The organism is Methylobacterium sp. E-005, from assembly GCF_022829725.1.
Taxonomy (GTDB): Bacteria; Pseudomonadota; Alphaproteobacteria; order Rhizobiales; family Beijerinckiaceae; genus Methylobacterium.
The window spans coordinates 16,087-32,912 of record NZ_JAKSYG010000045.1; the positions used below are offsets into that span (position 1 = coordinate 16,087).

14 protein-coding genes are annotated in these 16,826 nt (G+C 68.7%); 8 read left to right on the forward strand and 6 right to left on the reverse strand.

The features are described from left to right. Window positions 1–112: 112 nt before the first annotated feature. The 6 genes from MKK88_RS04075 to MKK88_RS04100 all read left to right on the forward strand — a co-directional run bounded on the left by MKK88_RS04075 (window position 113) and on the right by MKK88_RS04100 (window position 6,642). Window positions 113–1,177: a WcbI family polysaccharide biosynthesis putative acetyltransferase gene (locus MKK88_RS04075; RefSeq protein ID WP_243997324.1), complete on the forward strand. Its 1,065-nt coding sequence runs from the start codon at window positions 113–115 to the stop codon at window positions 1,175–1,177. Between the two features lie 106 nt (window positions 1,178–1,283). Then, a complete protein-coding gene (locus tag MKK88_RS04080; RefSeq protein ID WP_243997325.1) occupies window positions 1,284–2,312 on the forward strand; it encodes an alpha/beta fold hydrolase in 1,029 nt (342 codons plus the stop codon). A gap of 283 nt (window positions 2,313–2,595) precedes the next feature. Continuing rightward, on the forward strand, window positions 2,596–3,033 hold the full coding sequence (locus MKK88_RS04085; protein WP_243997326.1) for a GlcG/HbpS family heme-binding protein: 438 nt from the start codon (window positions 2,596–2,598) through the stop codon (window positions 3,031–3,033). 2 nt (window positions 3,034–3,035) lie between these two features. Continuing rightward, the gene (locus MKK88_RS04090; RefSeq protein WP_243997327.1) at window positions 3,036–4,622 is read left to right on the forward strand and encodes a peptide ABC transporter substrate-binding protein; all 1,587 of its coding nucleotides are present in this window, start codon (window positions 3,036–3,038) and stop codon (window positions 4,620–4,622) included. Beyond that, window positions 4,619–5,542: an ABC transporter permease gene (locus MKK88_RS04095; protein WP_243997328.1), complete on the forward strand. Its 924-nt coding sequence runs from the start codon at window positions 4,619–4,621 to the stop codon at window positions 5,540–5,542. Before MKK88_RS04090 ends, MKK88_RS04095 begins: the two co-directional genes overlap by 4 nt. Continuing rightward, window positions 5,539–6,642 (forward strand): ABC transporter permease, encoded by a 1,104-nt coding sequence (locus MKK88_RS04100; protein WP_409566615.1) that lies wholly within the window; start codon window positions 5,539–5,541, stop codon window positions 6,640–6,642. Before MKK88_RS04095 ends, MKK88_RS04100 begins: the two co-directional genes overlap by 4 nt. 4 nt (window positions 6,643–6,646) lie before the next feature. Here MKK88_RS04100 and MKK88_RS04105 read toward each other — a convergent pair whose 3' ends face one another. The 6 genes from MKK88_RS04105 to MKK88_RS04130 form a co-directional block, all read right to left on the reverse strand. Then, window positions 6,647–7,603, reverse strand: coding sequence for a D-2-hydroxyacid dehydrogenase family protein (locus MKK88_RS04105; RefSeq protein ID WP_243997330.1), 957 nt, complete (start codon window positions 7,601–7,603; stop codon window positions 6,647–6,649). A gap of 82 nt (window positions 7,604–7,685) precedes the next feature. Next, window positions 7,686–9,311, reverse strand: coding sequence for a dihydroxyacetone kinase subunit DhaK (locus MKK88_RS04110; RefSeq protein WP_243997331.1), 1,626 nt, complete (start codon window positions 9,309–9,311; stop codon window positions 7,686–7,688). Between the two features lie 294 nt (window positions 9,312–9,605). After that, entirely contained in the window at window positions 9,606–10,544 is a 939-nt protein-coding gene (locus tag MKK88_RS04115; protein ID WP_243997332.1) for a carbohydrate ABC transporter permease, read from the reverse strand. Further along, window positions 10,541–11,497: a carbohydrate ABC transporter permease gene (locus MKK88_RS04120; protein ID WP_243997333.1), complete on the reverse strand. Its 957-nt coding sequence runs from the start codon at window positions 11,495–11,497 to the stop codon at window positions 10,541–10,543. Before MKK88_RS04120 ends, MKK88_RS04115 begins: the two co-directional genes overlap by 4 nt. A gap of 23 nt (window positions 11,498–11,520) precedes the next feature. Further along, entirely contained in the window at window positions 11,521–12,825 is a 1,305-nt protein-coding gene (locus tag MKK88_RS04125; RefSeq protein WP_243997334.1) for an ABC transporter substrate-binding protein, read from the reverse strand. Window positions 12,826–12,899: 74 nt separating this feature from the next. After that, complete coding sequence (locus MKK88_RS04130) at window positions 12,900–13,961, reverse strand: ABC transporter ATP-binding protein (RefSeq protein ID WP_243997335.1); 1,062 nt, start codon at window positions 13,959–13,961, stop codon at window positions 12,900–12,902. Between the two features lie 251 nt (window positions 13,962–14,212). Between MKK88_RS04130 and MKK88_RS04135 the strand changes: the two genes are divergently transcribed. Both MKK88_RS04135 and MKK88_RS04140 read left to right on the forward strand, forming a co-directional pair. Beyond that, window positions 14,213–15,406, forward strand: coding sequence for a fumarylacetoacetate hydrolase family protein (locus MKK88_RS04135; protein WP_243997336.1), 1,194 nt, complete (start codon window positions 14,213–14,215; stop codon window positions 15,404–15,406). Window positions 15,407–15,454: 48 nt separating this feature from the next. Continuing rightward, complete coding sequence (locus tag MKK88_RS04140) at window positions 15,455–16,822, forward strand: FAD-binding oxidoreductase (protein ID WP_243997337.1); 1,368 nt, start codon at window positions 15,455–15,457, stop codon at window positions 16,820–16,822. Window positions 16,823–16,826: the final 4 nt, after the last annotated feature.

The window sequence follows — 16,826 nt, forward strand, 5'->3', positions numbered from 1 at the left end:
TCTGTCATTCACCGCCCCGCGTGACGGGATTAAACCTGAACTTCAGGCGCGGCGTGAGCCCTACCGCGGGTCGCGGTTTGCCCACGGGTGACGGACGTGCGAGAGAAGCCGCATGTTGACCGTCGATAGCCTCTGGCGGATGCGGCACCGCCTCGCGCAGTTCCGTAAGAAGCAGACCGGATCGCCGCGGATCCTCGTCATCGGCGTGTGCCAGGCCGGCTCGATCGCCAAGGCGATGCGCTATCTCCTGCCGGACGGGCGGGTGGATTTCGTTTCGGCGTTCACGGCGGCGCGCCGGTTCCCTCGCCTCGCCGATCTGATGGCGCATGCGGACGGGTACGATCACGTCTTCTCCAGCATCTACCTGCCCCGCTTCAAGGGCGGCGGCACGATCGACACCCTGCGCACGCACCCCAAGGTGCGGCTGATCCCGACGATCGTATTCAGTGCCTACCATCCGGATCTCGTCCATGTCGGCGTGCAGGACGCCGTCACGTTGAACGGTCTGATTTCCGGACCGATGGGGCATTCGCATTCGGCGATCACGCTCTACGCCTACCTAGCCGGGTTCTCGCAGGCGCAGGCCCTGCGCCTGTTCGCCGAACCCGTCTTCGAGCGGTTGGGCTATTACGATCTCTGGGATGAGTCGGTGGCGTACCTGCGGGGGCTCGGCCGGCAGGCGGATTACGACCTCGACACGCACCTGACGCGCTGGGCGCGGCGCGGCTGCTTCATGCACTCGATCAATCACACGAAGCTCTACGTCGTGACCGATCTCGCCCGGGGCCTGCTGTCGAAGGCCGGGATCCCGTTCGAGGAATGCGACCTCGACGCCTTCCTCCCAGACGACCTCGGCGGCCAGGGAAGCTGGCCGGTCTATCCGGAGATCGCGCAGCATTACGGGATTCCCGGCAGTGCCCTGTTCTTCAAGGCCGAGACCCGGCGCTCCGGGCCGGCCCGCACGATGAGCCGCGCGGAGTTCGTCGCGGCCTCGTACGCGAATTACGACCGGCGAGAGCGCGATCTCCTCGTCTCTCAGCGCGTCCAGACTTGGCGCAACGATCCGCCCACCGTCGATTTCCTGCGCGAGGCGGCGGGCCGGAGCGATGCGCCGGTCCGGCCGACGACGCGGGTGCCCTCCGTGAGCTCCGGCAGCTTGGCCGGCCACGCCTCGTAGGACCTCCCCTCAGCTCCAAACCGGAACACCGCGTCTCGGCACTTCCCGCCGCTGCCCGCGTTATCGCGCGACGCCCGAACCGGCGTGCCCGATACGAGGTGCCCCGATGACCCTTCCGCCCCGGCACCGCGCCGGCCGCCCCGCGGCTGCCGCCGCCTTGACGCTCGCCGGCTCGGCCGCGGGCCTGCTCGCCTGGAGCCGGCTGGGCGTTGACCATCGCACGCCGCTCCCGCCGGCCCTGCCGGGGCGCCGCGAAGACATCGCGACGCGCCGTGCCGGCGCGCTCTCGTTCTACGCCTCGGCGGAGACCGAGGGTGTGCCGCTCCTGTTGATCCACTCGATCAACGCGGCGGCCAACGCCTACGAGGTCCGTCCGCTCTACCTCCATTTCCGGACATCGCGGCCTGTCTACGCCCTGGACCTGCCCGGCTTCGGCTTCTCGGAACGGTCGCGCCGTCGCTACACGCCACGTCTGATGGTGGAGGCGATCCACGCCATGGTGAAGGAAATCCGGCGGCGCCACGGGCCGGTGCCGCTCGACGCCATGGCGCTGTCCCTATCCGCTTCTTACCTCGCGCGGGCGAGCCTCGAGCGGTCCGACGCCTATCGCAGCCTCGCCCTGATCAGCCCCACGGGCTTCGATCGACAGCTCTCGGGCGAAGGCCCGCCGGACGGCCATCGGGGGCGGGACTGGCTCCTCCGGCTCCTCGACCGGCCGCCCTTCGGCCGGCCCCTGTTCGACGCGTTGGTCACGCGACCGAGCATGCGCTTCTTCCTACAGAAGACCTTCGGCTCGCCCGACATCGACGAGGATCTTCTGAACTACGACTACGCCTCGGCGCATCAGCCCGGAGCCGAGCACGCGCCCTGGGGCTTCGTGTCGGGACACCTCTTCCCCACCGATACCACACGCCTCTACGAGCGGCTGCGCCTCCCCGTCTGGATGGTCCACGGCGAGCGCGGCGACTTCGTCGATTACCGGCTCGTCCCGCGGGTCGCGGGCCGCCCGAACTGGCGGATCGAGACGCTGCCGACCGGGGCGTTTCCGCATTTCGAGCAGCCGGGGACGGTCGTGACGGCTTACGCGGCGTTCCTCGCCAGCATCACGGGAAATTCGGCCAAGCGGCCAGCGTGATCCGGTCGAGAGGGCGGCCCCGACTGTCGATCGGGCGTGCTCGCCCGGGGAGGAGAGCGCCATCACGTCCAATCCGGAGTTTGCGCCGGCAGGCGCATCAGGCTCAAGACCGGGACGCTGAGACTGGAGACCGTAACGATCAGAATGTGCGCTCCCTGGTGTCGGCGGCCGAACGTGCGCAGCGACGCGCATCCGAAACGCGCATCCAGGCAGTGGACCATCCGGGTCACCACCCATAGAGTCCCAGTCTTCGCACGACGCGACGCCTGTGTTTTGGACACCGATGATCGATCTGACCCTCGAAGCCGCCCGCACCATCGTCGAGACTGCGCTCCGGGAGGCCAGAACCCGCAGCCTCAAGCCCCTGGCCGTCGTGGTCTACGACGCCCGCGGGGCGCTGAAATCCGTCTCGGTCGAGGATGGCACATCCCTGCGCCGGGCGGAGATCGCCTGCGGCAAAGCCAACGGCGCGCTGGCTCTGGGGCTTGGCTCCCGGGCGATCCACGCACGCGCGGAAGCGCAGCCCTATTTCGTCGCGGCCGTGACCCATCTCGCCGGCCCCGCCGCCTTGGTACCGGTACCCGGCGGCGTCCTGATCCGCACTGGCGAGGGCCGTCTTCTCGGCGCGGTCGGGATCTCGGGGGACACGTCCGACAACGACGAAATCTGCGCGGTCGCCGGGATCGAGGCGGCCGGGCTCGTTCCGGAGACCGGCGCCTGACCATGCGCCTGCGCCGGCGCGACTGGCTCGCCGGCGCTGCCGCGCTCGCCACCGTGCGGCCGGCCGCGGCGGCGGAGCCGATCTACCACCGCGGCAACGATGCCGACCCGGAGACGCTCGATCCGCACCGCTCCTCGACGGTGGCGGAGGCGCAGATCCTGCGCGATCTCTGCGACGGGCTCCTCACCTACGACAACCAAGGCACGATCATACCCGGCGCCGCGAAGGCCTGGACCATCTCGGAGGACGGCCTGACCCTGCATTTCGACCTCCGGCCCGATGGGCGCTGGTCGAACGGCGAGCCGGTTACCGGGGAGGATTTCGTGTTCTCGCTGCGCCGGATCCTCGACCCGGCCACAGGCGCGAAATACGCCGAGATCCTGTTCCCGATCCTGAACGCCGCCGCGATCAATCGCGGCGAGAAGCCTGTGAATGTGCTCGGCGTGACCGCGGACGGTCCGCTTGCGCTGACGATCACCCTCGAACAGCCGACGCCCTACATCCTGGAACTCCTCACCCATCAGACCGCGCTTCCCGTGCATCGGGCCTCGGTGGAACGCTACGGCGAATCGTTCACCCGGCCGGGTAATCTCGTTACCAATGGACCCTACCGGCTCACCGACACGGTTCCGGGCGGCGCGGTCCGGCTGGAGGCCAATCCGCATCATCCCGACGCGGCCTCCGTCGCGATCCGGCGGGTCGATTTCCTGCCCACGCCCGACATGGCGGCGGCCGTGCGCCGCTACGCCGCCGGAGAACTCGACTCGCTCTCCGATCTGCCCGCCGACCAGATCGCCGACCTGCGCCGCCGGTTCGGAAGCCAAGTCGTGCTCGGGCCCTCGCTCGGATTGGCGGCCCTCGCAGTGAACACGCGCAAGGCGCCGTTTTCGGACCGGCGGGTCCGTCAGGCCCTGTCGCTCGTGATCGACCGGGAATACCTCGCCGCTGGCCTGAACGGTGGCACCATGAGCCCCGCCTATTCCCTGTGCCCGCCCGGCCTCGACAATTACCGGACCCCGCCCGAGACCGCGGGACGCTCAGGACTGCCGATCGACCACGAGGAGGAGGCGCGCCGTCTGCTGGCGGAGGCCGGCTTCGGTCCGGACCGGCCGCTCACGGTCGAGTACCGATTCAACGTCAGCGACAACAACCGGATTGTCGCGGTGGCGATCGGCGAGATGTGGCGGGACCTCGGGGTCGTGACCCGGTACGTCTACACCGACGCCAAGACGCATTTCGCCTATCTGCGCGACGGCGGCGACTTCGATGTCGCCCGCATGAGCTGGATCGCCGACTATGCCGATCCGCAGAACTTCCTGTTCCTGCTCCAGAGCGGAAACGACGGTCTCAACGCCGGCCACTGGTCGGATCCGGCCTACGACGCGCTCCTGGCCCAGGCCGCCGCCGAGCGTGATCTCAGCCGCCGGGCCGACCTGCTCTACGACGCCGAGGCGATCGCGCTGCGCGAACTGCCCTGGATCCCGCTGATGCACTACCGCTCGAAGGCGCTGATCGCCCCGCGGCTGCACGGCTACCACCCGAATGTGCGCAATGCCGCGCCGACGCGGTTCCTGAGGCTCGACGCGTGATCCGCTTCATCCTGCGGCGCATCGCCCAGTCGATCCCGACGCTGCTCGCCGTCGTGACCGTCAGCTTCTTCCTGATGCGGCTCGCCCCCGGCGGCCCGTTCGACCTCGAACGACCCCTGGCCCCCGCCGCCCTGGAGAACCTGCGGCGGGTCTATGGCCTCGACCGGCCGCTGCTCGCGCAGTTCGGCAGCTATCTGGCCGCGCTCGCGCGGGGCGATCTCGGGCCGTCCTTCTCGTTCCGCGATCGGAGCGTGCTCGACCTGATCGCCCGGGGACTGCCGGTCTCAGGGGTGCTCGGCGGCCTGGCGCTGCTTGTGGCCACGAGCCTCGGTGTCGGGCTCGGGATCGCGGCGGCCCTTCGGCGCGGCGGTGCAGTCGATCGCCTCCTCGGAATCGGCGCGGCGCTGACCCTGTCGCTGCCGAGCTTCGTGGTTGCGCCGCTCCTCCAGATCGCCTTCGGGCTCAGCCTGCGCTGGCTGCCGCTGAGCGGCTGGGCCGACGGGGCGCCGAGCCACCTCGTGTTGCCAGTCATCACCCTGGCCCTGCCGCAGGTCGGCGCCCTCGCGCGACTGACCCGGACCTCGCTCGCGGAGGTGCTGCGAACGCAGCCGGTGCGGACCATGCGCAGCCTCGGCCTGCCGCCGCTGCGCGTTACCCGGCATGCGCTAAGGGGCGCGCTGCTGCCGGTGGTCGCCTATCTCGGCCCGCTCGCCGCGTCGCTGCTCACCGGATCCGTGGTGGTCGAGACGATCTTCGGTCTGCCCGGGATCGGTCGCTACTTCGTCGAGGGAGCGCTCAACAGGGATTATACCCTCGTGATGGGGACGGTCCTGCTGGTCGCCGGGCTGGTGATCGCCCTCAACCTCGCGGCAGACCTCGCCTGCGCGTGGCTCGATCCCCGTCTCCGGGTGGCGGCTTGAGCGGGGCCGTCGCCACGGCGGGACCCGCCCGACGCACCCTGGCGCGACTCGCCCGCATGCGCACAGCGCTGGCGGCCCTCACCGTACTGATGCTGATCGCTCTGGCCTGTCTCGCCGGTCCCGCGCTCACAGGCCATGATCCCGACCGCGCCTACCCGGACCTGCGCCAATTGCCGGCGGGCCTCGCGGCGCAGCCCGATGCCTCGCATCTGGGGCCGGCGCTGGAACGCTTGGCATTCCGGATGCGGGTGCACCTCGACGCAACGGCACGCGAAGGCGACACCCTGCGCCTCACCCTCGCCTCCGACGCAGGCGTGGACCGGCGCAGCCTCGTCTACCTGCCGCGTTCCGGGCTGTTCGGCCAGCCCGCCGTGCAGGAGGAGCGCGACGGCGGTCGCAGCCTCGTGGTCACGGTGCAGGTCCGGCGCCTGCATTTCCTTTTCGGCACCGACGTGCAGGGGCGCGATCTGCTCACACGCTGCCTCGCAGCCGGCCGCATCTCCCTGGCGATCGGCCTCGCCGCGAGCCTCGTGGCCCTGCTGATCGGCGTCGCCTACGGTGCCACGGCGGGCTTCCTGGGCGGGGCGATCGACGCCACCATGATGCGTTGCGTGGACGTGCTCTACGCCCTGCCGTTCGTCTTCTTCGTCATCCTGCTGCTGGTGTTCTTCCGCCCGAGCCTGACGCTGATGCTGGTGGCGATCGCGGCCGTGGAATGGCTCGATATGGCCCGCGTGGTGCGCGCCCAGACCCTCTCGCTGCGCGAGCGCGACTTCGTCCGTGCGGCGCGGGCGCTGGGTGTCAGGGCGCCCGGCATCATCGCGCGCCACATCGTGCCCAATACCCTGGGACCGGTCGCCGTCACCGCGACGCTGCTGGTGCCGCAGGTGATCCTGCTGGAAAGCTTCCTGTCGTTCCTCGGCCTCGGCGTGCAGGAGCCGCAGACCAGCTGGGGCGTGCTCGTCGCCGACGGTGCGCGTTCCATCGAGGCCGCGCCTCATATGCTGGCCGCCCCGGCTTTCTTCCTGATCGCAACGTTGGTCGCGCTCAATGTGTTCGGCGACGGCGTTGCGGACGCGCTCGACCCGCAGGCCGGATGAGGCGTCAGCTCAGAATCCGGATCGGCGCGCCGGCCAGCCAAGCCTCGACATCCTCAACGGCCTGGGTGGAGAACGTCCGGTAGTTGTTCCGCGTGACGTAGCCGAGATGCGGCAGCCCCAGCAGGTTGGGCAGCCGGCGGAAGGGATCGTCGGCGGGAAGCGGCTCGGTCTCGAACACGTCGAGGCCGGCGCCGGCAATCCAGCCCTCCCCCAGCGCCCGACGCAGCGCCAGCTGATCGACGATCGGCGCCCGCGATGTATTCACCAGAAGTGCGCTCTTGCGCATCCGGCGCAGCTCGGCCTCGCCCAGCAGACCCCGCGTGCGGTCGCCGAGGACGAGGTGGATGGTCACGACATCGCTCGCCTCCAGCAGCGCCTCCTTCGAGGGCGCCAGCTCGACGCCGGCAGCCGCCGCCCGGTCGGCGTCGAGGTTCGGGCTCCAGGCGATCACCCGCATGCCGAAGGCGCGCCCGATCGTGGCGACCCGCGTTCCGATCTTGCCGAGTCCCATGATGCCGAGGGTCGCCCCAGCGAGGTCGGTCCCGATCGTGCTCTGCCAGGGACCGCCGGTGCGCAGCGCCTGATTTTCCGCCGGGAGATGCCGGGCGAGGCCGAGGATCAAAGCCCAGGTCAGCTCCGTGGGTGGCGTCGGGCTGGACTCCGTTCCGCAGACCGTAATGCCTCTGGCCTGAGCGGCGGCGATGTCGATGGCGAGGTTGCGCGGGCCGCTCGTGACCAGGAGTTCGAGCCGCGGCAGCCGCTCCAGCAGCGCCGCCGGGAACGGCGTGCGCTCCCGCATGATCACCAGGATCTCGGCCTCCGCAATCCGCGCCACGAGGGCATCGCGGTCGGCGATGTGCTCCGAGATGGCCGAGACCATGACCCGGTCGGCGAGCCGCGACCAATCGGCCAGGGAAAGGGCCGCCTGCTGGTAATCATCGAGGATCAGGCAACGGCGCATCTTTCCGGCGTAGGCTTGGCGTGCGGCAGGGTCAATTGCGCCGCACCGACCCGGCTTCGCCCCAATAATTGTCCGCCCGATCCTACGAGCCGGCCAGGGCCGCGAACGCCTCCGCGACGCCAACTGCGCCGGGATCCTGCACCCCCGCGAGATCGGCGGCGGCAAGGTAGCTGGAGCGGCCGGCACCCGCCCGATCCATTCGTGCGGTGGCCTCGGCCCCCGCGCGGGCTGCTTGGGCGGCTGCGACGAGCCCGCGGCTTTTCAAGGCTTCAATGCCGGGAACGAGTGCATCCAGGAGCGTACGATCGCCCAGCTTGGCACCGCCGTAGCTCTGGACCCGCGCGACGCCCTGATCCAGCGCCCCCGGCCAGGCAGCCCCCTCCGCCAGCGCGGCGGCCGCCGCGGCGAAGAAGATCGATCCGAGGACCCCGCTCGATCCGCCAACCGCCCGGCCGATCCGCTCGGCCAATGCCCGAGACAGGGCTGGGGCATCCGCCTGCGGCAGACGGTCAAGATCGGCAAGGACAGCGCGTGCTGCGCCTGCGAAGGTTGTCCCGGCATCGCCGTCGCCAACTTTGGCGTCGAGGGCGTTGAGCCTTTCCTCAACGGCGATCAGCGCATGCGCGACGGCGGCGATCCGACCGGCCGTCACGGCATCATGCGACGGCGTGAAGGTCTCTTCGGTCAGTCCGTCGGGCAGCGGGCGGCAGACCGGCGGCACGACTCTTATGGCGCCGGGCCAGGCCGGCAGCGGGACCGGCTCCGTCAGGGCAGCTTCGAGGTCGTCGTCGAGCGGGCGAATCGAGAGCGAAGCGCCGTGCATGTCGAGGGCCGTCATCAGCGGCGCGGGCCCGATCAGCAGATGAACGCGCTTGCCGAGCTCGGTAGCGAGGACCGCCCGGGTCAGGATCTGCATCTCAAGCGCGGAAGCCGAGCCGAGATTGTTGACAATCAGCGCGAACCGGTCGCCCGCGACCGTTCCGGACAGGCGGTCCGCCATCATCCGGGCCAGATCGCTCGCCGGTGGCAGCGTGATGCGTTCCACCCCGGGCTCACCGTGGATGCCGAGGCCCAGCTCGGCCTGCCCCTCCCCCAACCGCGCGCTACGCGGCGCACCGGGGATCGTACAGGTCGAGACCGCGATACCGAGGGACTTCGCTGAGGCCGCGGCCCGGCGCGCGAGGGCCGCCACATTCTCCAGCGGGGCGCCCGCCTCTGCGGCGTGGCCGGCGACCTTGTGGACGAACAGGGTGCCGGCGATACCGCGGGGCTGCTTGGATTTCGGTAGGGCGATGTCGTCGGACACCATGACGGTCTCGACCTTGTGGCCGAGAGCCCGGGCGCGCTCCGCGGCGAGACCGAAGTTCAGTCGGTCACCCGCGTAGTTCTTGACGACGAGCAGGCACCCGGCGGGACCTGTGACGGCGAGGATTCCGGCCAGAACCGCATCCACGCTCGGCGAAGCGAAGACGTCGCCGCAGACGGCCGCACTCAGCATTCCGAGCCCGACGAAGCCTGCATGGGCCGGCTCGTGACCGGATCCGCCCCCCGACACCACGGCGACCTTCGCGGGATCGATCTTCGCGCGCAGCACCACGCGGATGCCGGGATCGCCGCTGAGCCGGGCGAGGCGTCCGCCGCTCGCGGCGACAAGACCTTCGAGGGCATCGTTGATCAAGCTGGCGCGGGTGTCGATGAAATGGGCCATGGCGTGACCTTCTATGGGGGCGGTCCGCGATTCCTGATAAGCGGCGGCGCCCATTGTCCGCGCAGTCGAGCCCGTGTGGCAACGGTATGCGTCTCGCCGGGCGCCCGGGTCCAGCCGTGCCAGTGCATCCAATCTGCACCCTCTTCCAGGGTGACCGCCTCAGCGGGCCTCGGGGATGGGTTCCGGGAATTGGAGCGCTGGCTGAAGCGCTCCTCCGTGGGCTTCGCTGCACTCCCTCATCTCTGGGTCAAAGCGAAGACATGGGTGGCTGTCGAACTGATGTTCGATCCGGCTTCATTCCTTGACAGCGCCGGTGAGGGCCGAGACATAGTATTCCACGAAAAACGAGTACAGGATCACCAGCGGCAGCGAGCCCAGTAGCGCGCCCGCCATCAGTGAGCCCCACTTGTAGACGTCACCGTCCACGAACTCGCTCACCACGGCGATCGGCACCGTCTTGTTCTGCGTCGAGGACAGGAAGGTCAGGGCGTAGATGAACTCATTCCAGCACAGCGTCAGCGAGAAGATACCGGCCGAGATCAGGCCCGGGAAGGCCAGTGGCAGAATGATCTTCGTGAGGATCTGCCAGCGGCTCGCGCCGTCCATCAGCGCGCATTCCTCCAGCTCGTAGGGAATGGTCTTGAAGTAGCCCATCAGGAGCCACGTCGAGAACGGGATCAGGATGGTCGGATAGGCCAGGATCAGGGCGATCGGCGAGTCGAACAATCCGTAGGCCTGCACGATCGTGGCGAGCGGGATGAACAGGATCGAGGGCGGCACGAGATAGGCGAGGAAGATCGCGGCTCCGACCCAACCGGCGCCGCGGTAGCGGACCCGTACGCAGGCATAGGCGGCCAGCACGCTGGCGAACAGCGAGAGCGCCGTGGCGGCCACCGACACGTACATCGTGTTCCAGAGCCAGCGCGGATACTGCGTCTCGAACAGCAGCTTGTGGATGTGTTTGAACGTGGGATCCACGACCCAGAATGGGTTGAACCGCTCCATGTCGATCAGCTGCTCATCCGGTTTGATGGCGGTGAGCGCCATCCAGTAGAATGGGAACAGCAGCACGATCAGGATGATGGCGAGCGGCAGGTATGTGGTCACGAGCCGCCGGGGCAGCCGCTCGAGATAGGCCATGCCCTCCGAATTGTCGGTGAGCCCGGCGGCCCCGGACGCCACGATGGGCGTGCGGAGCGGGTCGGCATGGGCTGGCGGTGCGGGCGCACTCATCGGTCGGACTCCCCGGCCTGCCAAGCCCTGCGCTGCAGGCCGAACCAAGAAATTCCGATGGCGGCGAGCAGGAACGGCACCATGGCGGTGGCGATCGCCGCCCCCTCCCCCAGCGTCCCCGAGAGGATGCCGCGCTGATACGACAGAGTGGCCATCAGGTGCGTGGCGTTCACCGGTCCGCCGCGGGTCATGGCCCAGATCAGCTGGAAATCCGTAAAGGTGAACAGCACCGAGAAGGTCATCACCACCGCGATGATCGGCGTCAGCAGCGGCAGGGTGATCCGCCAGAAGATCTGCCAGTTCGAGGCGCCGTCGAGCGTCGCGGCCTCGTAGAGCGACGGCGAAACCGTCTGCAAACCGGCGAGCAGCGTGATCGCAATGAAGGGCACGCCGCGCCAGATATTGGCGAAGATCACGCAGGCGCGGGCCATAGCCGGCTCGCCTAGGAAGTCGATATTGCCGTCGATGATGCCGAGATGGCGCAGGGACCACGAGATGATCGAGAACTGGCTGTCAAAGATCCACCAGAACGCAATGGCCGACAGGACGGTCGGCACGACGAAGGGGATCAGCACGATCGACCGGACGATCGCCTTGAACGGCATGTTCTTGTTGAGCAGCAGGGGAAGGTAGAGCCCAACCGCGAACTTTATGGCCGAGGCAACCGCCGTGTACAGGCAGGCGTTGAATACCGAGAGCCAGAACACGTCGTCGTCCCAGAGCCACGCGTAGTTCTCCAGGCCGATGAACACCCCGTCCCGGCCGATCCGCGCATTGGTGAAGGACAGCCAGATGCCCTTGAGCAGGGGATAGGCCAGGAACAGGCCGAGGATCAGCGCGGTCGGCAGCATGAACCAGAAGCCCGCCCAGCCCCGGCTGGCGCGAAGGCGCTGCCAGCCGGAGCGAGTCGGGACCGCGACCGGGGCGGGCTGCGTCAGGGCCGTGTGCGCCATGCTGTCGCCTCTCGCGCCGGGGGTCAGGTGTTCCGGAAGATGCGCTGGGCGGCGCGCTCGGCGTTCTTGATCGCGCCCTTGACGTCCTCGCGGCCGGTGCAATGGCTTGCGAACATGTCGACCACCACGAAATCCGCCAGCACCGCCGCAATCCGCTCGCTCACCGGCGCGAGGCCGCCGGCTGCCAGAGAGCGCCGCCCGGCTTCGGCGAAGACCGCGTTCTTCGGGTCGGCCGTCCAGATCGGATTCTTGGGGTAGTTCGACAGCGGCTCGCACAGGTAGCCCTGCGCCTGCTCGAGCCACGGATTGTAGTTCGACGCCTCCATCATGAAGGCGATGAATGCCTTGCAGGCGTTGGGCGCCTTCGAATACTTGAACGCCAGGATCGGGAAAGCGAGCTGGAACTCGGTCGGCTTGCCCACAGGACCGACCGGCCAGACCGCGTGGTCCATGTCCTCGGCGAGCTTCGGGTTGTCCTTCTTTGCGGCGGCGTAGATCGAGATGCCGTTATTGGTTAGATACAGGTCGCCGGCCAGGAAGGCCTTGTTGTTCGAGCTGTCGTTCCACGAAACGGTGCCGGGCACGAAGGTCTCGTAGAGCGATTTGACGTATTCGAGCGCCTTGGCGGTCTCGGGCGAGTTGATGACGATCTTCTCGTTGGCGTCCACCAAATTGCCGCCATGCGCCCAGAGCGCCCAGTGACACCACGTGTTGCCGTCACCGGTGGCGTGGCCGAGCGCGAAGCCGGCCGGCGTGTTGTTCTTCTTCATGCCGCGGCAGAGTTCGAGGAAGCCGCCGGTATCGGTGGGGAACTTGTCGAACCCGGCCTTCTTCATCGCCGAGATCCGGTAGTTCGGGTATCCGCCGTTGAACGCAACAGGGATCGCGATCCACTTGCCCTTGACCTTGCCGTAGGCCTCCGCGGACGGGAACCACGGGCCATATTTCTTGGCGAGGGACTCGGCGACATCCTCCAGGGGCAGGCATTTGTCGGGGAAGAGCGCCGGGAAGGAGAACAGGCCCCAGACCATGTCGGGCCCCTGGCCGGTATTGGCCGCCACCGACGCCTTGGGCTGAATATCGTCGTAGGATTCGTTGCTGACCGTGATCTTGACGCCGGTCGCCTGCGTGAAGGCATCGACCAGCTTCAGGAAGGCCTCGTCCTCGCTCGGGACGAAGCGCTTCCAGCGCAGGAGCGACAGGCTGGCACCCGGCTCGGGCTTCCATTCAGCGCTCTGAGCCCAGGCCCTGGCGAAGCCGAACAGGTCGCCGCCAGCGGCGAGCGCGGCTGCGCCGGCGAGGATGGCGCGGCGATCGGGACCTTGCATGGGTGGCTTCTCCCTGGATGCGTCTTGTCAGCGGATCTGTCGGCCGACCCGCCGTTTGAGAGTCCGGCAGGCGTTCAGGTCGGCAGCCGACGGCCGGTGGCGGCGTCGAACAGATGCACGCGGTTCGGGCGCAGAAACACGGTCTCGCCCGGACGCTCGGTCACGCGCTCGCGCAGGACGCAGGTAAGATCCTGGCCGACCGCCCGCACGGCCAGCATGGTCTCCGAGCCGGTGGGTTCCACGACGACCACCTCTGCGGCGATCCCATCCGGCGCGAGGTCGAAGTGCTCGGGGCGGATCCCGAGGATCAGCGGCTTCCCTTCAACCCCGGCCGGCGCGTCGGTCAGCGGGACGGTCAGGCCCGTATCGGTGACAAAGGTCAGGCGGCCGTTCGACCGGATCCGGCCCGACAGGAAATTCATGGCCGGCGAGCCGATGAAGCCCGCGACGAACAGATTGTCGGGCCGGTCGTAGAGGTCGAGTGGCGGGCCGATCTGCTCGACGACCCCGTCGTGCATCACCACGATCCGGTCAGCCATGGTCATGGCCTCGATCTGGTCGTGGGTCACGTAGATCGTCGTCGTCTTCAGGCGCTGATGCAGCTCCTTGATCTCGGTGCGCATGGCGACGCGCAGCTTGGCGTCGAGGTTCGAGAGTGGCTCGTCAAACAGGAAGACCTGCGGATCGCGCACGATCGCCCGCCCCATGGCGACGCGCTGGCGCTGCCCGCCGGAGAGCTGGCGGGGATAGCGGTCGAGGAGGTGGGTCAGCCCGAGAATCTGCGCGGCCCGATTGACCCGCAGGTCGATCTCGGAGGCCTGCGCCTTCCGGATGCGCATCGAGAACGCCATGTTCTCGCGCACCGTGAGGTGCGGATAGAGCGCATAGTTCTGGAACACCATCGCGATGTCCCGCTCCTTGGGCGGCACATCGTTCACGACCCGCTCGCCGATGCGGATCTCGCCCCCGGAGATGTTCTCCAGCCCGGCGATCATGCGCAGAAGCGTTGACTTCCCGCAGCCCGACGGGCCGACAAGGATCACGAATTCCCCATCGCGGATGTCAACCGACACGCCGTGGAGGATGTTCGTCGATCCGAAAGCCTTGCGTACCTCGCGGATTCCCACCGAGGCCATGCTTCCTCCCGATCAAGGCCGCTCTGTCGGCGGCTCTATGAATGCAGTACACGGGAGCGTGAGCGGGAAAGCAAGCCGTCACTTTGGCGATCCTGAAGAATATTCCGGTTCTGTCATTTTGCCGGATAGGAACAGGTGACGAGCGTGGTCGCCGTGAAACACCGCGCAAGCCCCGCACGCGTTCCGGAATGCTATGCCAGCGTCGCCCCGGCCCGGAAGAAGGCCGCGGCTCAGGCGGGAAAGGATGCACCATGTCGTTATCCGGTTTGAACGCGCAGGCGATCCTACCCGTCGACGGGTGCAGCGGCGCCCTTGTCGGCCGGGTCTGGCGGCCGGACGCGCAGGGTCCCAGCGTCGTGGCGATCCGCGCCGATGCGTCGGGCGAGGCGCGGGTGATCGACGTCACGCCCCGCCTGCCGACCGTGAGCGACCTGTGCGAGCAGCGTGATCCGGCCGCCGCCCTGCGCGGAGCCGAGGGCGAGGATCTGGGCAGCCTCGACGCAATCTTGGTTAATACGCCGCCGGACGACCGCGATCCGAATCGGCCCTGGCTCCTCGCCCCTGTCGATCTCCAGGCTCTCAAGGCGGCCGGCGTCACCTTCGCGACCTCCATGCTGGAGCGGGTGATCGAGGAGCGCGCGCGTGGTGACCTTGCCGCCGCAGCGGCGATCCGAGCCGAGGTCGTGCGTCTGGTCGGCCAGGACCTGCGCCGGTTGAAGCCCGGCTCGGCCGAGGCGATGGCGCTCAAGGAGGTGCTGGTCGCGCAGGGCGCCTGGAGCCAGTACCTGGAGGTCGGCATCGGCCCGGATGCCGAGATTTTCACCAAGGCGCAGCCGCTCTCGGCGGTGGGTTGCGGGGCGGATGCGGGCCTGCACCCGGATTCGCACTGGAACAATCCGGAGCCCGAGGTGGCGCTCGCCGTCGCCTCCGATCAGCGGATCGTCGGCGCGACGCTCGCCAACGACGTCAATTTGCGCGACTTCGAGGGGCGCTCAGCGCTGCTCCTCGGCAAGGCCAAGGACAACAACGCCTCCTGCGCGCTGGGGCCGTTCCTGCGGCTGTTCGACGAGACCTTCGATCTCGACACCATCCGGCGCACCACCGTGACGCTGGAGGTGACCGGTCCCGACGGCTTCCGCATGGCGGGCACGTCCCCGCTCGCCGAGATCAGCCGCGATCCCGACGAGCTGGTGGCGGCCCTGATGGGCCACACGCATCAGTACCCGGACGGCGCGCTGCTGCTCCTCGGGACGATGTTCGCGCCGATCCAGGATCGGCACGGGCCCGGTCTCGGCTTCACCCATGTCGAGAACGACAGCGTCGTGGTGGCGAGCCCTGAACTCGGGAGCCTCGTCAACCGCATGCGCCCCTGCGATGCCTGCGAGCCCTGGACCTTCGGGGCTCGCGCCCTGATGCGCAATCTCGCGGCGCGGGGCTTTCTGTGACAGAGCAGCGGGCTCCTGCCCCCAACCGTTCCCGTTGAGATCCCGCCGATGACGCATGCCGCCCTCCTCGACCGCCTCGCCGCGATCGTCGGACCGTCCGGCCTCGTCACCGGCGACGAGTTGCACCAGCGCTCGGCGAACTGGACGCGGCCCACCGAGCCCTGCGCGGCCTTCGCGCTGGTCCGCCCGCGCAGCACCGGTGAGGTGAGTGGCGTATTGGCGGCCTGCCACGCGGCGGGGGTCGCGGTGGTTCCGCGCGGCGGCGCGACCGGCCTCGTCGACGGGACTCTCTGCGCCCCCGACGAGATCACGCTCTCCACCGAGCGCATGACCGGGATCGAGCCGGTGGATCCGCTCGGCATGACCGTCGTGGTCGGCACCGGCGCCACCCTCGAAAGCGTGCAGAACGCGGCCACCGAGAGCGGCCTGTTCTTCCCCCTCGACCTCGGCGCCCGGGGCTCGGCGACCATCGGCGGCGCGATCTCGACCAATGCCGGCGGGTTGCGGGTCCTGCGCTACGGCATGATGCGCGAGATGGTCCTGGGCCTCGAAGCCGTGCTCGCCGACGGTACGGTGGTTTCGTCGATGCGTCCGCTGATCAAGAACAACACCGGGCTCGACCTGAAGCAGCTGTTCATCGGCACCGAGGGGACGCTCGGCATCGTCACGCGGGCGGTCCTGCGGCTGCGCCCTGAGCCGGCCGGGTATGCCACCGCGCTGGTCGCATGCCCGGGCGTTGACGATGGTGCGCGGGTGCTGCGTGCGGCGCAGAGCGCCTTTCAGGGTCGGGTCTCGTCTTTCGAGGGGCTATGGCCGGACTTCTATCGCGTCATGACGGCGCCGGGGCGCGCCACCGCACCGCTCGTCCATGACTATCCGTTCTACGCCATCATTGAGGTGGAGTGCGTTTCGGAGGAATCCGAGCGGTTCCTGGGCCTGCTGGAGGGTCTGATGGGCGAGGGTACGATCCTCGACGCCGTCGTCGCCTCCTCCGAGGAGCAGCGCCGGGGCATGTGGCGCATCCGCGACCGGGTGGAACACCTCAACGCCGACGGGATCGATCGCGCCTTCGACGTCAGCGTGCCGCTGGCGAAGATGGACGGCTACGTGCGCGGTGCGCTGGAACGGCTCGGCGCCATCCCGGGCTGCCGGGCCGTGGTTTACGGCCATATCGGCGACAACAATCTGCACTGGAACACAACGCGCCTCGACGCCGCCGGCAACGCCGCGATCGACGCCGCGATCTATGAGCCGCTGGCTCCCCTCAACGGGTCGGTCTCGGCCGAACACGGGATCGGCCTGGAGAAGCGCGGGAAGCTGCCGCTGTCGCGCTCGCCCGACGAGATTGCGGCGATGCGGCTGATCAAGCGCGCGCTCGATCCGGACAACCGGCTGAATCCCGGCAAGATCTTTTGAGCTT